Source organism: Bacillus sp. 522_BSPC (assembly GCF_001076885.1).
GTDB lineage: Bacteria > Bacillota > Bacilli > Bacillales > Cytobacillaceae > Niallia > Niallia hominis.
In genome coordinates this window covers 14,644-32,617 of sequence record NZ_JVDT01000248.1, presented here as the reverse complement: position 1 = coordinate 32,617, position 17,974 = coordinate 14,644, and the positions used below count along the sequence as shown (strand labels likewise).

Sequence of the window (17,974 nt, the reverse complement as noted above, 5' to 3'; positions counted from 1 at the left end):
AAGAATACTTCGATGGTTAATAAACCGAACCATATATTTACTTTATGGTCAAAAAACCGAAAGTTTAAACTGCAATAAAATCATAATTTTTTATGAAAAAGTCTTCAAATATAAAAATACGAAGATATAATGTATTCCGGTTAACCAATTACTGATTAAAAGATTTTAGAGGGAAATAAATAGCTATTAAATATGTTAGACAATTTTAGTTTACTCAATTTTAAAAACTTAAAGGAGAAATTATTATAATGAAATGTGCAATTTATATTCGAACAGCAAGCAAAAACAATCAAGATTACCACTTAAACACACAAACTGAGCGACTTGAACGCTATATTACAGAACGAAAATGGGAGTTATTCAATTCATATATTGATATTGGTTCAGGTACCAATAAGCATAAAAATCTACAGGCGATGATTGAAGATGCCCAAAATAATAAATTTGATGTTATTCTTTCGACAGACCCCTCACGATTATTTCGAAATCCTGAACAATCGTCTAAAATGAAGAAGCTGTGTGAATTGAATGAAATTCATATTATAACATTAGATGGTTCCATTAATACTCAGCAACAAAATGTAGATTTAATTAGTCTTTATGCTTGGATAATTGAAAATGAGACTCAAATCATGAGCCAACGAATCAAATATGGTAAGAAGAAACGCATATTAGAAGAACAAATTAAGTAATTTTCAAAAAAATATTGTAACCCAACAACAAGCGAAAACCGCAGCGGTTACATAGCTATCATTAGAGGGCTATGTAATTTTCTGCGGTTTTTATTATGAAAGGAGCATTAATCAATGCAAACAAGTAATATTAGCAAAGGCGAGTTATACAGCCGAATGAATCCTGAAGCATTCAAATATCTAAAAAAAGTAGAAGGATTGTTATCTGAATTCCTATATGATTCTCGTAAAAATAATGTTAAAGCAAACGTCCTTAACTTAAATAGAAAGGGACGGTCTTAATGAGTAAAAACACTCTTTCCGCAGAACGAATCTACACAGATCCCAAGCTGGCATTTACTCAAGTAATTAAAGCAATCATTGATAATAAAATCGAGGAACTTGTTAATACTGCTAACAAGGTGAACACTGCTACATCTCAATCAAACGATAAGGAGCAGAATGCTTCATGAGATGTGCAATTTATATTCGAGTATCAACAGATAAAGAGGAACAAAAAGCCTCACTAAAATATCAGAAAGAATTGTTTTACAAATTCATTGAAGAAAAAGGATGGGACATCTACGAATTTTACGTAGATGTTCAATCCGGAACGACCGCAAAGAGAAAAAATCTTCAACGAATGATTGAAGATGCTCAAAAAAAAAGGTTCGATATCATCTTAGCCAAAGAGTTATCGCGGCTTGCTCGTAATGGTGAACTATCATATAAAATCAAAAATCTTTGTGAAAACCAAGGGATCCACATTATCACATTGGATAATGCAATCAACACATTAACAGGCAATACCAATATGTTTGGTTTGTATGCTTGGATGTATGAACAAGAATCTCAAAATACAAGCAATCGTGTAAAAGAAACATTGAAAACACGTGCAAAAAAGGGATTGTTTAAAGGGTCCAATCCTCCATACGGCTATGAGGTTGTGGAAGGTAAGCTTTATATTCGTAAAGATGAGACACCTGACATTGTGCGACGAATTTATAGAGAGTATCTTGAAGGTAGTGGTCGTGAAAGTATCGCACGACGACTTTACAATGAAGGAGTCAAAACACCAGCTGATGTTGCAGGGAAGAAAAATGCGAGTGATAAATGGAATGATTCCACAATCAAGCTCATTCTTACAAATCCTCATTACGTTGGGGATTTAGTTCAAGGACGCACGACCACAGTAAGTGTCACAAGCAAAAAACGAAAGAAACAACAGAAAGATGAAATGTATATCTTTGAAAATACCCATGAACCCATCATTTCAAGGGATATGTTTGAAGCGGTACAAAATCTGATGAAGCAGCGCAAAAAATTCATTACGGCTCCGAAGCTTCACTTATTTACGAACATCCTATTCTGTGCCGACTGCGGAAAGGGAATGTGGTATAGAAGCAATAGACCACATGGTTACATTTGCGGTAATTACGCTCGTCACGGTAAAAAGGCTTGCAGCTCTCACACGATTAAAGAGGATTTTCTCAAAGAAACGATTTTATATGATATCCAAAAACTTGTTCAAGAAATTGATAAAGAACAATATCTGAAAGAACTTGAGGCAAAGTCGAAAAAATCAAAGAAGGATATCCAACAAAAGCTGGATAAGTTTAACAAGCAAATTGAAGTGTTAAAAACGCGAAAAAAGAAATTCATCAATATGCTCGCCGATGAAAAAATCAATCATGATGAGTATTTAGAAATGGTAGAAGATAACAATAACGAACTCACTCAGCTTGCAGAAAAGAAAAATGAAATGATTTCGATGCTCGAAAGTGAGCAAATCATTGATAATATCGACAAGCTTAAACAAGAACTTCTTCAATTTCTTAACTTTGATGAATTAACACCGGAAATTTTACATCGCCTGATTAATCGAATCGATGTAAAAGAAGACGGCACACCGGTGATTCATTACCGATTTGCCGCCCCGACATTTGAATAGAAGCAGGTTTCTCCCTTACCGGGACCCTGCTTCATTTTTTAAAATCATCTGCGATACTACCTCCACATGCATTGTCTGCGGAAACATATCCACAGGCTGCACTTCTTCTGTTTTGTAGCCCCCGTCTTCTAATATCCGCAAATCGCGAGCTAAAGTTGCTGGATTACAGGACACATAGACAACTTTTTTCGGCTTCATATCAAGAATAGTCTGTAGTAATGCTTCATCACAGCCTTTTCGTGGTGGATCTACTACTAAAACGTCTGCTTCATTTCCTTCTTTATACCAGTTGGGGATAACTACTTCTGCCTCTCCTACTGCGAATTCCACATTGTGGATATCATTTAGGCGTGCATTGTTTCTAGCATCTTCAATCGCTTGTGGAACAATTTCAACACCGAATACTTGGCTAGCTTTTTTTGCTAAAAATAATGAAATGGTTCCAATTCCACAGTAAGCGTCTATTACTTTCTCTTCCCCATTCAAATTTGCATACTCCAATGCCTTCTCATAAAGCACTTTTGTTTGTTCTGGATTTACTTGGTAAAAAGAGCGGGCAGAAATAGCGAATTTCACATCGCCAATATAATCGGTAATGGTTTCTTCTCCCCAAATCGTACGCGTTATATCTCCCATTATTACATTCGTTTTTTTGTTATTCACATTGTGGATAATTGATTTGATATTTGGCACTTTTTGCACAATTTCATCAACAATTGCTTTGCGATTGGGGATATCCTGTGTACGAGTGATTAATACAACCATTACTTCCTTCGTAACGAGCCCTCTTCTCGCCATAATATGACGTAACTCTCCTTTATGGCGTGCTTCGTCATAGGCGCGAACTCCATATTTCGAGCAAATAGCTTTTACTGTATTGACGACATAATCATTTTCCTCTTGCTGAATCATGCACTGTTCCATATTAATGATTTGGTGGGAGCGCTGTTGATAGAATCCGCCAATAAGGCCACCCTCCTGCTCACCGATTGGAACCTGTGACTTGTTACGGTAACGCCAAGGATTTTCCATGCCTAGGGTTGGATGAACAGTCGTATCAATTTTGCCAATCCGCTCAAGAACATCTTTCACATGCTTATGCTTCGTTTTCAATTGCCCTTCATAGCTTAAATGCTGTAGTTGACAGCCCCCACATTCCTTGTAAATAAGGCATGGAGCTTCTACACGATAGGGACTTCTTTCTGTTATCTCCATTAAACGGCCGAAACCATAATTCTTATTTGTCTTAATTACTTTTACTTTTGCTTTTTCACCTGGCAATCCATTGGGGATAAATAGTGGATAACCATCTACTTTTGCTACACCTGAACCATCGTGTGTTAAATCTTCAAAAACTATATCTATTATATCGTTCTTTTGAACGGGTAATGTTTTACTCATTATCGTCTTCCTTTACATCGATATTTCCGAAAAAAATAAGCGTGGTAATTGTACCATATTATCAGGAAAGCGCAAGCTTCTTCACTATGGAAAAATTAAAGGAACTAAAAAACAAAAAGTGAGGGGATTTCTTCTTCCTCTCACTCCTCGATATTGTCTGTTTGTGATGCTTCTTTATAATCCTTCAGTTCAGGTCGGTCTTCCTCTCGAATTTCTTCAATTGGCACAAATAACTCAAAATGGCGATATAAATTTATAAATTCGGCTGGTAATAAGCCGCCAAATTCTCCATCAAGATTTAATTGAACCTTATCGTCAGAGCTAACTTTAATATGATTCGCATTCGTATAAATGACGTTCGGGTCATTTATATGTTCCCCACGAAGAGCAAGTGTAGCGATTCGAATGAAATCTGCAAGGTTTGCCTTTTTTAATATTAGCAAGGAGAAAAGACCATCATTAATCGAAGCTCCAGGAGCTAACTTTTCAAATCCACCAACTGAATTGGTAAGGCCAACTAGAAATAACATAGCTTCCCCTTCAAATAGCTTCCCATCATATTCGATTTTGACATGCGTTGCTTTAATGAAAGGCAGCATTTCCACACCTTTTAAATAGTATGCAAGTTGTCCTAACATCGTCTTCAGTTTACTCGGAACCTCATAAGAGATTTCCGTTAAATGTCCACCACCACTTATGTTGATGAAATATTTATCATTCATTCTTCCAATATCAATTGGAATTGTATCGCCCTTTGCGATGACTTCCACCGCTCCCATAATATCTCTTGGAATATGCAGCGCTCTTGCGAAATCATTTGTCGTTCCTACTGGAATAATCCCAAGCTTGGGGCGATATTCCTGCTCAGCCATCCCATTTACCACTTCATTGATGGTTCCATCCCCACCAGCAGCAATAACAAGATCATATCGTCTTTCTACCGCGACTCTTGCTGCATAAGTTGCATCTTCCGGACCAGTTGTGGCATGACAGGAAGTTTCATATCCTGCCTCTTCTAATCTTTTTAGCACCTCTGGCAAATGTCTTTTAAAAGCTTCTCGACCTGAAGTAGGATTATATATTATCCTTGCCCTTTTCATTTTTCATCATCCTATAATCAAAATTCATTTTTTCCATAGCCACTAACATCATATACGATAGCACTTGCTTAGGCAATTTTTAACTCTAGCTACTACCATGTTATGTGACAACTTAGAGTAAGTGTCCAAGATTAGCATTTCTTCCCATATTATAACCCAATCTATTCGTTCACCATACTTTCCTTTCCACTATTGCTTGATTTTTTCTATTAATCAAACGTTTGATTAACTTTTTTCCGACAGCATGAGTCAATATTTTATGACTATTGGGAAAATCTGCAACAAAATGGGACATGGTTCGATAAGTTTAACTAAGGTTCCATAAAAGGATGATTTTCCTCAGAAATGCTTTATTCTTTGAGGCAAATCTATCCCTTTTATCTTCTTTAATGGTAAAAGCAAACATGGATAGATGTTTTACCTTGTTAATGATTTGTTAAATCTAATGATCCACTGTTAAAAACATGGATAGCAGGACTTCCTTTTCCCTTTTGTAAAATCGCAGTTGTCTCACTTTCCGCCTTTTCATCCTCTGTACTTGTATATTCCCATTCCTCTCGATCTCGATTGTTAATGATTGTATCATTGACAGAAACTTTAACATTTGCTGTTTCATCTAATATTAAATCAATTTGCGAAACATTGTTGACTGTCCAATTGCTTTTTAATTCACGGGGATTTAAGGTAATATCATTATTCAAATCAATAATATCTAACTTCTTATTTGTTGGCACAAGTATCGTGGTATGTATAGAAGAATAGTCTGTATAAAATTCAGACATTCGATAAGGCAGTTGTTTTATACGTACAAATAGAGTATCTCCCTTTTGAGACACATTTAGATAATCCTCTGGCTTCGAAACTTCCATTTCCTTCGATTCTACGGTACGAAAAGTTCCGAATAATGATAGAACATTTTCATTTGTTCCTTCTATTGTAATCGGATTTTGTTGACTTTCTGATTCTATAACAATTCTTTTGATGTTATCCTTCATTGCATAATTAAATTCTGGCAAATCTTTTGTTACTTCTTCTCTTTTTAACCCTTGTTCTACAATATCCAAAATACCTGTAGATTGCAGGAAGACCATCGATATTCCTGCAGTACCAATGATACCAACGATAATAATACTGAATAGATCAAAGCTTAAATAAGGTTTTTCTTGCTTGGAGGAAAACAAGTATAATAAAATTTCCATTCCAAGAATAACTAAAATAATTGGCCACCAAACTTTTAATACAGTGATAATCTGCCAATCAAAAAACTGTGTAAGTAATAGAAAAACTCCTAGAAATACTAAAGATAGGCCCATTGAAAAAGTGCCGACCCGCCATTGTCTCATTCTATTCTCTCCTTATGTAGCCATTGGCCATTTGATTGGAATAATCAAATGCCAATAGCATAATCTATCTTTTTATTTTCACGAGATTTTTACATTTTTTTCTTTTTTGTACCCTTTAATAAATGAATTCCACCTAATATAAGAACAAGACAAACAATTCCTGTCTGAAAATATTGGTAAAAAAAGAAACGTATATCAATATTTATTGTTTCTCTAATGATAGGCGAAAATATTGGTAAGATAATATTAATCAATAAATAATAGAGACCAATAACGAGTAGTCCAATTCCAAACCATTTCTGGTAGTTAATTAGATAGGCAATGACAGGTACATCCTCTAGCTCTTCTTCTCCTATCTTTGACGCTTTTTGCAATCCATCAAAGAAACTATAGAACCAAATAATCGGGATAACGAATAAGAAGAGACCTAATCGTAGTTCATTGAGAATAAAGATAGAGAACAAGAAAGCTGCCATTAGCTGAATCCCTCTTTGCTGCAGACCTAAATATAAATGACCCGCACCTGGAAATACAGATAAGAAGGTGGCGATAAATTTACTTTTCTTCCCTTCTTCCTGATTCTTTTCAAAATCTTGAAAAATAGTAATGTCCTCAAGCTTTTCCCCTTTCAGTTTCTTATTAAACTGCTGGGAAACATCATAAAATCCGTAAATCCAAATAACCGGTAAAATTGCCAAGAATAATAGAAATTCATTCGTATAGGTTAGAAATGTGATAAATAAAATCATAATTCCTAGACCTAGAAACGCCGTCAATAAAGTTATTCCACGGTATACTAATCCTAATTGAATATGCCCTAAACCAGGAATAAACGATAAAACAATCGTATAAAAACGCTCGGACTCGGTTGTTTTTACTAATACAGGTGCTGCCTCTCCAGCTTCCGTATGATTAGAAAAATTCACCCGCTCTTTTAAATAGCTACTGGTCGTTATTAATGTATCGAGAAAACTAATACAATAGATAATAAAGCCAATAACAATTACAATAAATGTCCACTGGCCGTAATACCATGAACTTTGAATGATGATGGACATAAATGCTAGTCCAAATACAGCAAGCCCATATAAAAAGCCTCGTAGCTTTTTCCCAATGTAGAAAAGACCTCCGCCTGGAAAAAATGCTAAGATTGTTGCAACAATCGGGTTTTTCATTTCTTAAAATCCTCCTTTTTACTACCATCGAATGAATCCATCCAAGCAAATGTCTTATCCACTAAACCGCCGGATTTTGGCTCTTCTTTCAAAGATACTTCCGCTTTTTGGATTGTTTCTGTATGTTTTATAATCGATTGAAAGAATCCTGCCGACATCAGTATCAATGTGAGACTCGCGGCAATGGCATAATGGAATATGGATGATTGATAAAAAGGACGTTTCTTTTTCGCGTCTTTTTTCCTATCCATATTTTCATTGGTTATTTGCTCCATAATATCATTCATAAAGGCTACTTCATCTGAAATTGAAGGAAGTTTCTCCTCTTTCATGTCTACTGCATCTATATATAATTCTAAGCATTGATCGCATGTATACAAATGATCTTCAAGTAGAATTCTTTCTGTCTCCTTTAATTCATCCCTTACATACTTCATCCAATAGTCTTTAGAATAATGTGTTGTCATAAAAAGTCTTCCTCCTTCCAATGCGTTTTGATCCAAAGCCTTGCGCGATATAGCTTCGTTTCAATCGTTTTCACTTGCACATTTTGTTCAGAAGCCATTTCTTGATAGCTTTTTTCTTGAATATAAAAACCGTAAATGACATCCCTATAATTAGCAGGTACTTCCTTAAGCCTTTGTTGGACAAGCTTTTGTCTTTCCCGCTTTATCACTTCTAATTCTACATCATCAGCAAGTGAGCCTCCTATGTGAGATTCCAATTCTTCTGCCATCTCTTCTTTTCTTCTTTGCTTCTTTCTTCTCATATCAATGGCATGATTGACAGCAATTCTTGTAATCCATGTTTTAAAACCTTGATTCTCATATTTGGGGAGAGAGGTATAGATTTTAATAAACACTTCCTGCGCCGCATCTTCCGCTTCTTTCTGATCCTTCAAAACACTGTATATGGAACGAAACAAATAGTCTCGATGCTTTTCTACTAACAGTCGAAATGCGTGATCATTTCCTGCCTTTACTTTATCAATTAATACTTGATCACTAATGGCCTCTCCCCCCTTTCTTAGCCATTCTATAATAATAGACGTAAACGGATTGTCATCCCCCTACACTCTTTTTATTATTTTTGCTTGCTTCTTCCTTTTATTTGGATTGCTCTCCTTTGTAATAGTACCATTATTACTTGAAACTTTTTACCACTTCTTTCGTATTTACTCTATAGCAAATTATTAAAGGAGAATGTGTATGCATTATTTATTTGCGTTACTGGCTTTAACACTAAATCCATTCCTATGGAAAAGCCATCTAAAAAAACAAAGATTTCTCATTTTTCAAGTTATACGATTGCTTGCTGGGCTTTTAATTATTTTTTGTCTTGATTATTTTCAGCTAATCGATCATTCCTTACAGGCTCTATTTAAATATGGTGCTATTTATATTGCTTTCTTCTTATTTTTAGATTTACTTTTTGGAAAAGTAAAGGGATATAAAATAACCGGAATTCTATTTTTATACTTTGTCTTATTTAGTCTTTACGTCCAATTTATCTATCCATTAACTATTACCGGCGATAAATATCGATTTGTACAAGAAAAAGCAACTGTTATCGACAAAGAAGCTGTATCTACAAATGAGAAGCATATCGTCGTTGTACCGGAAAGCTATGCACGTTATCGAAGCGAGAAAAAACTTGGGGAGCTTGCCCATCCTTCTTATTATGATTTAGGAAATTCCACTCTACAAAAAATCGATGATCATCTCTATTGGGTAACGCCGATTGAATACACAGGATTTTTCAAATGGGTAAAAGGAAGTGATGTTCCTGGCTTTATTAAAATGAGTGCAGAGGATGAAAATGAGGATGCCATCTTAGTTCAATCATCCATGAAGTATGTTCCGTCTGCATACTTTAACGAGGATTTAAAAAGGCTAGTCAGAAATAAGCATAAAGATATGATTCTGCTTGAGGCAAGCTTTGAACCCGATGATAACGATAAACCTTATTATGTTATTCCGTATGGTCAATATAATAAATTCCGAGAAATTATTGATATTAAAGGGATTTATATCATTGATCCAGCTACTGGAAAAATAGAGGACTATGCTATGAACAATATTCCTGATTTCATTGACCATGTCATTCCTACAAGTGTTGCTGAGGACTGGAATGAGTGGTATGGAAAATATATTCATGGTTTCTGGAACACTCTTTTTGCAAAAGAAGACATGAAATTGCCAACTGCTTGGGAAAATGTAGACGAAGTAAATGGTGTATTTAATGAAGACTTACAATTGCATTGGTTTACTGACTTCACTCGTCCGAAATCAGACAGTGGTAGTATGGTTGGTTATTCTATGATTAATGCTCGCACTGGTGCTCTTACTTTTTACACCGAAGCAAACGGCTCTTTAAATGGTAAATCTGCTATCAATGTAGCGGAAAAAACCTTCCGCGCCCAAAAATACGAAGCTGGCACTCCGCTGCTTTATACAATTTATGGGCAATTCACATGGGTTGTCCCGCTTATGGACAGCAATCATGTATTAAGAGAAATTATGTTGATTAATGCAAAGGATGAAAAGGTGTATAGTTATCATACTGAAAAAACAAAGCTTTTTAATGATTATAAATATGCTCTTGTCACCCTTTTAAAAAATGATAAAACTGTCCCTAATAATATTGCCGAACAAAAGACAGTAACGGGAACGGTCAGCTATGTATATAAATCTGAAGTAGAAAATAGCACGATTGTAAAATTCATGTTAGATGGAAATAAAACCATTTTCCAAGTTTCATCAAATGATTTTCCTTATAGTATTTTCCTAGAAAAAGGGATGCAGTTAACTATAGATTATGTGGATACAGAAGAAGTGATTGTTACGGTTGAAAAATTGGTAGTAAAAGAACAAGATTTAAATCCATAACATTTATTTATAAAATAGACTTTTAAAAATTAAATAAAAAACAGCATCTTTTATTTATAATATAGGGAGAAGGAAACAATCTTCTCCCTTTTGCTGCATAGAATAAAAGAAGAAAAAAAATATTGTTTAATTCTAGTAAACTTAAGATTATGTCAAAGGAGAAATGCACTTGATTATTATTATCCTAGCTTCTTACTTAATCGGTTCTTTTCCAACTGCCTTAATTATCGGCAAGGTTTTTTATGGTATAGACATTCGTAAACATGGCAGTTTTAACCCAGGAGCTACTAATTCTATTCGCGTGTTAGGCAAAAAAGCTGGGATTGCCGTTTTACTACTTGATGTCGGAAAAGGAGCGCTAGCCACATGCTTACCATACTTGCTAATGGTAGATATAAATCCGTTATACACTGGATTAGTCGCTGTCATTGGTCATTGCTTTCCAATTTTCGCTAGATTCCGTGGTGGAAAAGCAATTGCAACTACAGCAGGGACCCTTCTCGTTGCCAATCCAGCTTTGTTTTTCATTACCTATTTTGCATTCTTCGCTGTTATTTTTATAACAAAATATGTATTCTTGGGTAGTATTTCAGTAGGAATAATCATTTTTTTATATGCGCTATTATCTCCTACCATCCAACATGACTGGCTCTTTTTCTTGTTTTTAATACTATTAATCTTTTTACATCGCTCTAATATTCTTAATTTTATTCATCATCAAGAACCTAAAATTAATGATAAAAACATAAAAAAGGATCGAATTAACCCGAAGAAAATAGGCTGATTCCCCTTAATTGGACAAGCTTTTCAGGAAATTGTTGATTACGGACTTTTCCTGGGAAATACTGTCGAATGAATGGAAATCAAAATAAAGAAGTTGCTCTTTTAAGAGTTGCTCCTTTATTTTGATTTTGGAGGTTGTGGAGGGAAGTGCTGGGATGGGGATGGTGGTTTGGCTGATTTATCGCTAGTTCGGCTGATTCCCTTCCTACTTTGGCTGATTTATCGCTGGTTTGGCTGATTTCCCTCCTACTTTGGCTGATTTATCGTTGGGTTGGCTGATTTCCACGTTCGACTAGAATATATACCACTATCCAAGCTAGTTTTGCCATCCTCCCCCTCTTTTCCCATAAAAAAAGCTGCCAGCAAAGTCGTTTTCAACATTTGCTGACAGCTAAAGGGGAGATAGATCCCCTTCTTATCTTTTATTCATTTCTTCGACTAATAATTTATTAACCATTTGTGGATTTGCTTGTCCCTTTGTCGCTTTCATCAATTGACCAACAAGAAACCCAATTGCTTTTTGTTTTCCATTTTTAAAGTCTTCAATGGATTGAGGATTGTTATCCAATACTTCGCCGATGATTTTCAGCAATGCACCTTCATCAGAGATTTGCACTAGCCCTTTCTCTTTAACAATCGCTTCCGCATCTCCGCCATTTTCAATCAACTCTTTAAAAACTTGTTTTGCAATCTTACTGGAGATTGTTCCATTTCCAATGAGCTTTATCATACCAGCAAGATTTTCTGGAGTTAGCTTTACTTCTGCTAGCTCCTTTTGCTCTGCGTTTAAATAGGCAGAAACATCGCCCATTACCCAGTTAGAAGCAAGCTTTGGCTCCGCTCCATTTGCAACAGTGCCTTCAAAGAAATCAGCCATTTCCTTCGTAACGGTTAATACTTTCGCATCGTACTCTGGTAAGCCCCATTCTTCCATATAACGCTTTTGTCTTGCATCTGGTAATTCTGGAATTTCCGCACGAATTCTTGCTTTCCAATCTTCGTCGATATACAAATCTGTTAAATCTGGTTCGGGGAAATAACGATAATCATCTGAACCTTCTTTAACACGCATTAGCAATGTTGTACTTGTTGCTTCATCAAAGCGGCGTGTTTCTTGATTAATGACACCACCTGAAGAAACAACCTCTCTTTGTCGTTGTTCTTCATACTCTAATCCTTTGCGAACAAAGTTAAAGGAGTTTAAGTTTTTCAGCTCCGTTTTTGTTCCAAATTCCTCTTGTCCTACAGGACGAATCGAAATGTTGGCATCACAGCGCAAAGAACCTTCTTCCATTTTACAATCAGATACGCCTGTATATTGAATGATGGATTTCAATTTTTCCAAGTAAGCATATGCTTCATTTGGTGTACGAATATCTGGCTCAGAAACGATTTCAATTAATGGCGTTCCTTGACGGTTGAAGTCCACTAATGAATATCCTTTCTCATGATTCAGTTTTCCTGCATCCTCTTCTAAATGCACACGGGTAATCCCAATTTTTTTCTTATAGCCATCTACTTCAATTTCAATCCAGCCATGCTCTCCAATCGGTTTATCGAATTGTGAGATTTGATAAGCTTTTGGATTATCTGGATAAAAATAGTTTTTACGGTCAAATTTCGTCTCCGTCGCTATTTCACAGTTTAATGCCATAGACGCTTTCATGCCATATTCTACAGCTTTTTTATTTAAAACAGGTAGTACGCCAGGATAGCCTAAATCGACTACTGTCGTATTTGTATTCGGCTCAGCACCGAAGTGATTGGGACTTGCTGAGAATATTTTTGATTGTGTTTTTAACTCTACATGGACCTCTAGCCCAATGACTGTTTCAAATTCCATCTTTTTCACCCCTTACAGCGTTGGTTTTTGTTTATGATAATCTGTAGCTTGTTCAAACGCATAAGCCACTTTATATACAGATGCTTCATCAAAGTGTTTACCGATAATTTGTAAACCAAGTGGCAAACCGTTAGAGAAGCCGCAAGGAACCGATATACCTGGTACGCCAGCTAAGTTCACTGGAATCGTTAATATATCGTTTGCATACATCGTTAATGGATCATCCACATTTTCTCCTAACTTAAAGGCTGGTGTTGGAGTAGTTGGTCCAATAATAACATCATACTTTTCAAATACATCTTCGAAATCTTTTTTAATTAATGTACGTACTTTTTGTGCTTTTTTATAATAAGCATCATAATAGCCAGAGCTTAAAGCAAAGGTTCCAAGCATAATTCTGCGCTTCACTTCATCGCCAAATCCTTCTGCACGTGAACGCTTATACAGATCGATTAATGTTTCCACATTATCCGCACGATAACCATATCGTACCCCATCAAAACGAGAAAGGTTTGCAGATGCTTCTGAAGAAGATAATAAATAATATGTAGCAAGGGCATATTTACTATGTGGCAAGGAAACTTCTTCCCATGTTGCGCCTAATTTTTCTAATACCTTTAATGCATCTAAAACAGATTGGCGAACTGTTTCGTTTACTCCTTCTGCTAGATACTCTTTCGGCACAGCTATTTTCATGCCCTTAATATCTCCCGTTAGGCCTTTCGTAAAATCAGGAACCTCTACATTTGCCGAAGTAGAATCCATTGGATCTAAACCAGAAATAGCATTAAGCAAGAAAGCATTGTCTTCTACCGTACGTGTAATTGGTCCAATTTGATCAAGTGAGGATGCGAACGCAACGAGACCAAAGCGAGAAATTCTTCCATATGTAGGTTTTAAGCCGACAACCCCACAGAAAGCTGCTGGTTGACGAATGGAGCCACCAGTATCTGATCCAAGGGAAAATAGTACTTCACCCGCTGCAACCGATGCAGCAGATCCACCTGATGATCCACCAGGAACTGTTTCAAGATTCCATGGATTTTTCGTTTTTTGGTAATAGGAATTTTCCGTGGAAGATCCCATAGCAAATTCATCCATGTTTAGCTTTCCGATTGTTATAGCTCCAGCTGCTTGCAGCTTGTCCATAACTGTTGCATTATAAATCGGTTGGAAATTCTCTAAGATTTTACTCGAACAAGTTGTTCTTAAATCCTTCGTAACAATATTATCCTTTATCCCAATCGGCATTCCGAATAGGCTCCCGGAATGTTCCCCATTTACAAGCTTGCTATCTAGTACGCTAGCTTGTGATAAAGCATTTTCTTCATCTAATGTTAAAAATGCTTGTACTTTCCCATCTACGTCTTTTATGCGATTATACGATTCTTTTACTAAATCTGTAACAGATATCTCTTTCTTATGTAATAGTTCCTGTAAATCCGTCATCTTTTGATCAAAAAGACTCATATGATTTCCCCTCCTTACTCAATGATAGATGGCACTTTAATTTGTCCATCCTGATGGTCTGGCGCATTGCGTAAAACTTCCTCAACAGGTAAGCCCTTTGTTGGTACATCTTCACGTAATACATTTTTCATATCTAATACATGGGAAGTTGGTTCAATTCCCTCTGTGTCTAATTCATTTAGTTCTTCTGCAAAAGAAATAATAGCATCCAATTGCTTTTGAAAATGCTCTGCTTCCTCATCCGATATCGCAAGTCTAGCTAGATTCGCAACATGCTTTACTTCTTCCTTTGTAATTCTTGACATATATATGTCACCTCCATCGTTATACGTACAATACAATAATCTGATAATAGCAAACAAATCATTAGGAAAGCAACCGAAAGTAAGATTATATCTTGTAAGAAAGCCGTTTCTTTATAAATGATTGTTTTTCCTTGAAAAATGTTTATCCATATTAAATGTACATAGTCTTTACAATTATACCATTTTGATTTAGTTGGTCGCTCCGTTCATTTCTATTTTAAAGTAAAAATAGAGGGACCTCCCTCTTTTTATCGGTTATTCTCCAGCGAGGAAAGGAGTGGCTCATACATCATTAACGCATGATTTTCTGTAATATACTCTTCCTCCAATAATACACCTCTTCTATTAAATTTTTTTCGATAAATTTGATTATGGCGAATATAGCCGCCGAAATAGGCTGGTGTGATTTGATGCTCCTTTTCAAACACTTCATAATGAGATAAACTAGGTGCTGCCCCTAGCCATTCCCCTTTTAAATGGGTATCTGTTACTTCTAAGCATAATTGAAAAGTAGTATCTGTTTCATTTTTGATTTGTAGGTCTAAATAATTGTAGGAACAAGTCGCGCCACTACCGAATGGCTGTGTTCGGTTGGAATCAGGGAAAACATCATAACTATGGCGATGCCTTTCCACCACTGTTAACGGAGTATGTAATGTCATCCAATAAATCAGATTAGAAAGCTGGCACAGCCCTCCTCCAACTCCAGTACGATAGCTCCCAGAATACAGAACCATCCCGTCTACAAAACCCTTTTTATAAGTGGGCTTGCCTATTGTTCTCCAATAAGAAAAGGTTTCTCCTGGTTCTATGACTATCAAATTTATTTTTGAAACCGCCACTTTTAAATTAATAATTTTGTTATACTGCAGCCTCATATCAACATCCTTTAATTCTCTTAGTAGCATTGTTTTATGGGTAAAATAAGAATGGGGTAGTAATGCCTTTTGCTTTTTCTTTGCATAGTGTTTTCTCGCTATCATCCATTGCATATATCTCTTTGTGGTATAATATTTTTTCCCGAAATAAAGACGTAGGGCTGACCTTTTTTTGGGTCTTAACGCTGTAATATTCATAAATACGCTCTCCATTTTTTCCCTTTTCTCCTTTATTTCGCTAACTATTTCGTAAATCCTTCTTTTTTCTAAGAGGGTTGTTAAGCAGTAAAAATCCCTTATACCCGAGACAGAAATTGCTTTATTTTTCTCATTCTTGGCAAATAGATAGGAAATTCACGCAAAATCCGATACAATAGTTAATATTTAGAAGACTAAAAAGCTAGGTGACGAACAATGAATGAATTAGACTCTTTAAAATTAGAAAACCAACTTTGTTTTCTTTTATATGCAAGTTCACGGGAATTAACGAAAAAATATAAGCCCTTGTTAGAGGAGCTAGATGTAACCTATCCACAATACCTAGTTCTTTTACTTCTATGGGAGCATAAAAGTCTTAGTGTGAAGGAAATGGGAAATTACTTATACCTCGATTCTGGTACACTAACGCCAATGCTTAAGAGAATGGAACAGCAACAATTACTCCAACGTAAGCGATCCCTTGAGGATGAGCGTTCCGTACTCATTACCTTAACGGACAAAGGAGCTTCTCTACAGCAAAAAGCAGCATGTATTCCAACCGAAGTTTTCAAGCTTTTTGGAAAATCAGACGAAGAAATCACTGAATTAAAGCAATCACTATTAAAGCTTTTGCAAAACCTCACGTAATGCACCATGATTTAAAATAGGATAGACATAAAGAGAGCAGATAAAAGTTTAGGTACTTTCAATCTGCTCTCTTTTTATGCTTCTATTAAGCTGTAACCACTTCTAATTGAACATCAATATTTCCTCTAGTTGCTTTAGAGTATGGGCAGAAGTTATGCGCTTTGTGTACAAGCTCCTCTAAAACATCCTTTTCAATTCCAGTTCCTTTTACAGATAATTTTACAGCTAATTTAAAGCCTTGATCTGTTTCATCCTTTAGTAAGCTAACACTAGCTGTTGTTTCAGAGTCAAAGTTTACTTTTTCTCTCTGTGCCATTAATTGTAATGCACCATCAAAACATGCCGAATATCCAGCTGCAAATAATTGCTCAGGGTTTGTTGCATCCTCCAATTCCTTTGCTCTTTGAGTTCCTGGCATCGCTGTATCAAATTGAATAACATAGTCTTCTGACTCTACTCGGCCTTCTCTTCCACCAGTTGCTGTAACAGATGTTGTAAGAATTGTATCGCTCATGATTATTCCTCCAATAATTTATTATTTTCCACATATACATTGTACGCAATATAATTTCACAAAACAAATATTTTGCACTTTCTTTTCATATTTACCCTTTTCAAAAAAAGTAAACATGCCTACAACAATTATTTTAAACAAAAAAGCCCAAAAAGATTTCTCCTTTTGAGCCCTTTTCTTACTTACTAAACCATTTTCCAATAGTCGTAAATAATCCCTTTTTCTGACTATCTTGCGAAGATTCCTCTTCTACTGTATCGTTTGTTTGTTCCCCGATATAAATATCTTCTTTATTAATCGCATGATCATAAGCAATTAATAAGCCAATTTCACTATCTGCCTCTTTATTGGTTACAATCGTGTATTCCATTTTGGCTTGATTAGCTTCCTTAATATATTTCGATAAGTATGAATAGTCTAAATGACCATTTAAATATAACTTCGCACCTGTATTCTTTTTCATCGCATCAAGTATTTCTTTGTAGGGCGATGGTTCAATTACTTGGGATTGATTTAGTGCAATCACAACTCTTTCTCTTAGAGTACCAAGAAATTTTCTTCGTTCCTCTGGCTTTGTTTCCTTTGCCCCATACATTCCCTTTTGCATATAATCATCTAAGTTAGGGTTTGATGACATGTTCACAACTCCTTCAAATAGATTCCTTTTCTCATACTATACTCTACTCTGCTGATAAAAAAACTTGTACCTTTTTGAAATTTTTTTGTCATGATACAAAAAGAGAGAGTTAGGCATCAGTTATTCCACTTTTCAAGGGAAGCATGATGATTAACTCTCTGACATTATC

19 protein-coding genes are annotated in these 17,974 nt (G+C 35.7%); 7 read left to right on the top strand and 12 right to left on the bottom strand.

Annotated features, from left to right (window positions below):
• The first annotated feature begins 248 nt into the window (after nt 1-248).
• From ADJ83_RS20510 to ADJ83_RS20505, 4 genes are all read left to right on the top strand, one after another.
• Nucleotides 249-692: a recombinase family protein gene (locus ADJ83_RS20510; protein ID WP_048718948.1), complete on the top strand. Its 444-nt coding sequence runs from the start codon at nt 249-251 to the stop codon at nt 690-692.
• Nucleotides 693-806: 114 nt separating this feature from the next.
• Nucleotides 807-974, top strand: coding sequence for a hypothetical protein (locus ADJ83_RS25760; protein ID WP_160314267.1), 168 nt, complete (start codon nt 807-809; stop codon nt 972-974).
• Nucleotides 974-1,144 carry a hypothetical protein gene (locus ADJ83_RS25930; protein ID WP_192840963.1) on the top strand — a complete coding sequence of 57 codons (171 nt, stop codon included), beginning with the start codon at nt 974-976 and terminating at the stop codon, nt 1,142-1,144. The genes ADJ83_RS25760 and ADJ83_RS25930 overlap by 1 nt, the downstream gene beginning before the upstream one ends.
• Entirely contained in the window at nt 1,141-2,622 is a 1,482-nt protein-coding gene (locus ADJ83_RS20505; protein WP_048718944.1) for a recombinase family protein, read from the top strand. The genes ADJ83_RS25930 and ADJ83_RS20505 overlap by 4 nt, the downstream gene beginning before the upstream one ends.
• A gap of 15 nt (nt 2,623-2,637) precedes the next feature.
• Here the strand turns inward: ADJ83_RS20505 and rlmD are convergent, their stop codons facing one another.
• From rlmD to ADJ83_RS20475, 6 genes are all read right to left on the bottom strand, one after another.
• Nucleotides 2,638-4,023 carry a 23S rRNA (uracil(1939)-C(5))-methyltransferase RlmD gene (gene rlmD, locus ADJ83_RS20500; RefSeq protein ID WP_048718940.1) on the bottom strand — a complete coding sequence of 462 codons (1,386 nt, stop codon included), beginning with the start codon at nt 4,021-4,023 and terminating at the stop codon, nt 2,638-2,640.
• A gap of 140 nt (nt 4,024-4,163) precedes the next feature.
• Nucleotides 4,164-5,123: a diacylglycerol kinase gene (locus ADJ83_RS20495; RefSeq protein ID WP_048718937.1), complete on the bottom strand. Its 960-nt coding sequence runs from the start codon at nt 5,121-5,123 to the stop codon at nt 4,164-4,166.
• A gap of 425 nt (nt 5,124-5,548) precedes the next feature.
• Nucleotides 5,549-6,466, bottom strand: coding sequence for a hypothetical protein (locus ADJ83_RS20490; protein WP_048718934.1), 918 nt, complete (start codon nt 6,464-6,466; stop codon nt 5,549-5,551).
• Nucleotides 6,467-6,555: 89 nt separating this feature from the next.
• Nucleotides 6,556-7,641: a hypothetical protein gene (locus ADJ83_RS20485; RefSeq protein ID WP_031538067.1), complete on the bottom strand. Its 1,086-nt coding sequence runs from the start codon at nt 7,639-7,641 to the stop codon at nt 6,556-6,558.
• Entirely contained in the window at nt 7,638-8,108 is a 471-nt protein-coding gene (locus ADJ83_RS20480; RefSeq protein WP_031538068.1) for a hypothetical protein, read from the bottom strand. The genes ADJ83_RS20485 and ADJ83_RS20480 overlap by 4 nt, the downstream gene beginning before the upstream one ends.
• Complete coding sequence (locus ADJ83_RS20475; protein WP_342585617.1) at nt 8,105-8,593, bottom strand: sigma-70 family RNA polymerase sigma factor; 489 nt, start codon at nt 8,591-8,593, stop codon at nt 8,105-8,107. The genes ADJ83_RS20480 and ADJ83_RS20475 overlap by 4 nt, the downstream gene beginning before the upstream one ends.
• A gap of 256 nt (nt 8,594-8,849) precedes the next feature.
• Here ADJ83_RS20475 and ADJ83_RS20470 point away from each other — a divergent pair, with 256 nt between their 5' ends.
• The gene (locus ADJ83_RS20470; RefSeq protein WP_031538071.1) at nt 8,850-10,529 is read left to right on the top strand and encodes a hypothetical protein; all 1,680 of its coding nucleotides are present in this window, start codon (nt 8,850-8,852) and stop codon (nt 10,527-10,529) included.
• A gap of 163 nt (nt 10,530-10,692) precedes the next feature.
• A complete protein-coding gene (gene plsY, locus ADJ83_RS20465) occupies nt 10,693-11,313 on the top strand; it encodes a glycerol-3-phosphate 1-O-acyltransferase PlsY (protein ID WP_031538072.1) in 621 nt (206 codons plus the stop codon).
• A gap of 414 nt (nt 11,314-11,727) precedes the next feature.
• Here the strand turns inward: plsY and gatB are convergent, their stop codons facing one another.
• The 4 genes from gatB to ADJ83_RS20445 form a co-directional block, all read right to left on the bottom strand.
• A complete protein-coding gene (gene gatB, locus ADJ83_RS20460) occupies nt 11,728-13,155 on the bottom strand; it encodes an Asp-tRNA(Asn)/Glu-tRNA(Gln) amidotransferase subunit GatB (RefSeq protein WP_031538074.1) in 1,428 nt (475 codons plus the stop codon).
• A gap of 12 nt (nt 13,156-13,167) precedes the next feature.
• Complete coding sequence (gene gatA, locus ADJ83_RS20455; protein ID WP_031538076.1) at nt 13,168-14,625, bottom strand: Asp-tRNA(Asn)/Glu-tRNA(Gln) amidotransferase subunit GatA; 1,458 nt, start codon at nt 14,623-14,625, stop codon at nt 13,168-13,170.
• A gap of 14 nt (nt 14,626-14,639) precedes the next feature.
• Nucleotides 14,640-14,930: an Asp-tRNA(Asn)/Glu-tRNA(Gln) amidotransferase subunit GatC gene (gene gatC / locus ADJ83_RS20450; protein WP_031538078.1), complete on the bottom strand. Its 291-nt coding sequence runs from the start codon at nt 14,928-14,930 to the stop codon at nt 14,640-14,642.
• Between the two features lie 248 nt (nt 14,931-15,178).
• Nucleotides 15,179-16,006, bottom strand: coding sequence for a VanW family protein (locus ADJ83_RS20445; protein ID WP_031538080.1), 828 nt, complete (start codon nt 16,004-16,006; stop codon nt 15,179-15,181).
• Between the two features lie 216 nt (nt 16,007-16,222).
• On the opposite strand from ADJ83_RS20445, the gene ADJ83_RS20440 reads away from it, so the two are divergent.
• The gene (locus ADJ83_RS20440) at nt 16,223-16,654 is read left to right on the top strand and encodes a MarR family winged helix-turn-helix transcriptional regulator (protein WP_031538081.1); all 432 of its coding nucleotides are present in this window, start codon (nt 16,223-16,225) and stop codon (nt 16,652-16,654) included.
• 85 nt (nt 16,655-16,739) lie between these two features.
• Here the strand turns inward: ADJ83_RS20440 and ADJ83_RS20435 are convergent, their stop codons facing one another.
• On the bottom strand, nt 16,740-17,168 hold the full coding sequence (locus ADJ83_RS20435; RefSeq protein ID WP_031538082.1) for an organic hydroperoxide resistance protein: 429 nt from the start codon (nt 17,166-17,168) through the stop codon (nt 16,740-16,742).
• 178 nt (nt 17,169-17,346) lie between these two features.
• The gene (locus tag ADJ83_RS20425) at nt 17,347-17,805 is read right to left on the bottom strand and encodes a YueI family protein (protein ID WP_031538084.1); all 459 of its coding nucleotides are present in this window, start codon (nt 17,803-17,805) and stop codon (nt 17,347-17,349) included.
• Between the last annotated feature and the right edge of the window lie 169 nt (nt 17,806-17,974).